General features: G+C 62.4%; 5 protein-coding genes. 3 read left to right on the top strand and 2 right to left on the bottom strand.

Annotated elements, in window-relative coordinates:
- On the top strand, positions 1 to 181 hold a 181-nt coding region (locus WAN02_RS09390), incomplete at its 5' end, for a DUF2182 domain-containing protein (protein ID WP_422263880.1).
- A gap of 10 nt (positions 182 to 191) precedes the next feature.
- On the opposite strand, the gene WAN02_RS09385 is transcribed toward WAN02_RS09390, so the two are convergent.
- Both WAN02_RS09385 and WAN02_RS09380 read right to left on the bottom strand, forming a co-directional pair.
- The gene (locus WAN02_RS09385) at positions 192 to 626 is read right to left on the bottom strand and encodes a nitroreductase family deazaflavin-dependent oxidoreductase (RefSeq protein ID WP_422263879.1); all 435 of its coding nucleotides are present in this window, start codon (positions 624 to 626) and stop codon (positions 192 to 194) included.
- A gap of 39 nt (positions 627 to 665) precedes the next feature.
- Entirely contained in the window at positions 666 to 1,604 is a 939-nt protein-coding gene (locus tag WAN02_RS09380; RefSeq protein ID WP_422263878.1) for an NADP-dependent oxidoreductase, read from the bottom strand.
- A gap of 214 nt (positions 1,605 to 1,818) precedes the next feature.
- On the opposite strand from WAN02_RS09380, the gene WAN02_RS09375 reads away from it, so the two are divergent.
- Positions 1,819 to 2,490, top strand: coding sequence for a class I SAM-dependent methyltransferase (locus WAN02_RS09375; protein ID WP_422263877.1), 672 nt, complete (start codon positions 1,819 to 1,821; stop codon positions 2,488 to 2,490).
- Positions 2,491 to 2,649: 159 nt separating this feature from the next.
- On the top strand, positions 2,650 to 3,078 hold the full coding sequence (locus tag WAN02_RS09370) for a MarR family winged helix-turn-helix transcriptional regulator (RefSeq protein ID WP_422263876.1): 429 nt from the start codon (positions 2,650 to 2,652) through the stop codon (positions 3,076 to 3,078).
- Positions 3,079 to 3,080: the final 2 nt, after the last annotated feature.

Here is a 3,080-nt window from a genome sequence, read left to right as displayed (position 1 = left end):
CGTGGGCTGCTGCTGGATACTGATGGCATTGCTGTTCGTCGGCGGCGTGATGAACCTCTTATGGATCGCGGCGATCGCCATATTTGTCTTGCTGGAGAAGACGATCCCCTTCGGTGACGTGAGCGGAAGGGTCGCGGGCGCGGCCATGATCCTGGTTGGTGCGCTGAGTATGGCCCTGTGAGGCGCCGGCGTCAGTCGCGCTTCTTCGCCCCACCCGTAGGGGTGAGTGCGACAACTGGGATGGTCCGCGACGTCTGGCGTTCGTAGTCCGCGAATCCCGGATACCGCTGGGCCTGAACGGCGTACTTGTTGTCGCGCTCGGCGCCTCGCAGCTCAGAGGCATGTACTTCGACGATGTCGTCGCCGACCTCGATGCGGGTGTCGGGGTTGGCCTTCAGGTTCCAGTACCAGGCGGGGTTATCGTCGCGACCATTGTTCGACGCAAACACAAGGAACCGTTCACCGTCGGCCAGATACATCATGATGCTGGTCCGCGGCTGACCGCTCTTTGCGCCCTTAGTGTGCACGATGACCATCGGCGCGCCCTCGAAAGGTCCGCCGACACGGCCATGATTGGCGCGGAATTCCGCGATGTTTCGCGCGTTGAAGTCATTGCCGTCGCTCATCTGCTTCTCCTCGTACTGACTTATATCTCGTAGCCGGACCTATTGCCCGTCAACCATTTTCAGCACAATCTTGCCGCGGGTGTGCCGCTGCTCGACCTGCCGGAAGGCGTCCCGCACGTCGTCGAGCGCAAACACTCCGGCGATCGGCACCTGCAATTCACCTCGGGCCACGAGGTCGGCCAGCTCGGCGACCACTGCTGCCGTCGCCGCGTCCGCACCACCTGCAGACAAGACCCCAAACCGCTCGACGGCGGCGAAATCAGCAATGGTGTCGACCTTCTCGGGTGCCACTTCGAGGTCCTCGACCGCCATGGCGACATATCCGCCGCCGAAGAAATCCAGCAGGGCGTCGATGTGTCCCGACGGTGCCGCGGCACGCAGCCGGGCGGATAGGTCGTCACCGTAGTTGACCGGGACCACGCCGCGGTCGGCGAGCCAGGCATCGTTGGATGGTCCGGCGATGCCTAAGACAGTGGCACCGGTGCGTCGCGCGAGCTGAACAGCGATCGAACCGACACCGCCTGCGGCACCCGCGACCGCGACCGTCTCACCCGCTTCGAGGTGCACCGCGCGCACTGCGGCATAGGCAGACGCGCCTGCGACGAACAGCGAGCCGGCCACCTCCCAAGAAACGCCGGATGGCTTGGCGGTCAACTGGATCGCCGGTACGGTCACATATTCGGCGTGACTGGACCGGCGCATGGAAAAGCCGATCACCTCATCGCCCACGGCGAAATCGCCGACGCCGGAGCCCAGTTCGGCCACCACCCCCGCCAAGTCGCTACCTTGACCCGAGGGAAACGTGGCGGGGAACTGGTCGGCCAGGGCACCGCTTCGGATCACCGCCTCACTGGGGTTGATGCCGGCCGCTCTGACCTCAACGAGAACCTCACCGGCTGGCGGAACAGGCCGGGGCACGTCGCGGACCTCGAGGACGTCCACGTCGCCGTACGAATCGAACTGAATTGCTTTGGGCATGAGCCCCACGGTAGCAAAAATACATGATGTATCACCTATAATTCGCTGACAGCGAACGGTGTGACGAGCGAGTCCATCGCGGTGTCGATACCGTCATAACCGATCTTCAAGCTCATAGTCAGGTAGTTTAACCACGCGGTGAGACTATCGAGGAGAAGTTGTTCCGCCCCTCATATTGCTTGATATATCAAGTAAAGCTATTACTGTTGTTGCCATGACTAAGACAGGTTCGACTTCCTCGCAAGGATCCTCTGGATCGCAGCACTTTGATTTCGATGCGCTTTACCGTGGCGAAAGCCCGGCCGAAGGCTTCGCGGCGATGACGACACCACCGTGGGATAACAAGGCGCCCAGTGAGAGCATCGTCGAGTGGCAAACCCGCGGCTGGGTCCACGGCGATGTGCTCGACATCGGCTGCGGGCTCGGCGACAACGCCATCTATCTGGCCAAGAAGGATTACAGCGTGACCGCGCTGGACATCTCACCCACCGCTCTGATGACGGCACAGCAGCGGGCCAAGGACGCGGGTGTTGAGGTGAAGTTCGCGGTGGCCGACTCCACCAAGCTCGACGGCTACACCGACGCGTTCGACACCGTGATCGACAGCGGCCTGTTCCACAGCCTCGATGACGACGGCAGACGTGGTTACGTTGTCGCGGTGCACCGGGCCACCCGGCCGGGCGCCACCCTGTTGCTCAGCTGCTTCTCCGACGCCAATCCGGCCGGTGAGGACTGGCGGCCTGCGGTGTCCGAAGAGACGCTGCGCGACGTCCTCGGCGCCGCCGGCTGGGACATCACGTCGCTGGAACCTGCAACCCTTCCCGGCGAACTGGACGGCACCGAAGTCGAAATGGCGTTCTGGTACCTCCGAGCGGTACGACGCTAAGCGGCCTGTGAGGCGCTGTCTGGTTTTACCAGACACGATCGCGGATAATAAACATGAACAGTCCAGCAGAAAGAGCGTGAAATGCCGCGTCCTCGCCGCTCACCAGCCGGTGACAGTCCGTGGCTGTCTCCGTCACAAATCCGCGCGTGGGTTGCCTTCATGCGTGTCCAGTTCCGGATGAACTACGAAATCAACAGCCAGTTGCAGCGTGATAGCGATCTTTCGTTGCCCGACTATCACGTACTCAACGCGTTGAGCAGTGCGCCGGAACACAAGATGCAGGTTACCGATCTTGCTGCCTTGATCAGCTGGGAACGCAGCCGGCTCTCCCACCACCTGCGGCGGTTGAGCGAGCGTGGCCTCACCAAGCGCCTACAGTCCACCGAAGACGGCAGGGCGACCGATGCGGTGTTGACCAAGAAAGGCATGGACGCCATGGTCGACGCCGCGCCCGGTCACGCGATGTTAGTGAAGAAATTGTTCTTCGAGCCACTGCCCGACGAGCTTGTCGCTCCCTTCACCGCGGCGCTGGAACACATTCAGGCGAGCCTGAATCTCAACGCGTCGCTGCCGCCGGTACCCCTGTAGGT

The organism is Mycobacterium sp., from assembly GCF_049281135.1.
Lineage (GTDB): Bacteria > Actinomycetota > Actinomycetes > Mycobacteriales > Mycobacteriaceae > Mycobacterium.
Note: the sequence above shows the minus strand (reverse complement) of the source record. Positions and strands in the feature narration are given on the sequence as shown.

Excerpts from the sequence above, each read along its gene's own strand:
- WAN02_RS09385 (WP_422263879.1), bottom strand. The coding sequence starts at position 626 with ATGAGCGACGGCAATGACTTCAACGCGCGAAACATCGCGGAATTCCGC.
- WAN02_RS09380 (WP_422263878.1), bottom strand. The coding sequence starts at position 1,604 with ATGCCCAAAGCAATTCAGTTCGATTCGTACGGCGACGTGGACGTCCTC.
- WAN02_RS09375 (WP_422263877.1), top strand. The coding sequence starts at position 1,819 with ATGACTAAGACAGGTTCGACTTCCTCGCAAGGATCCTCTGGATCGCAG.
- WAN02_RS09370 (WP_422263876.1), top strand. The coding sequence starts at position 2,650 with ATGCGTGTCCAGTTCCGGATGAACTACGAAATCAACAGCCAGTTGCAG.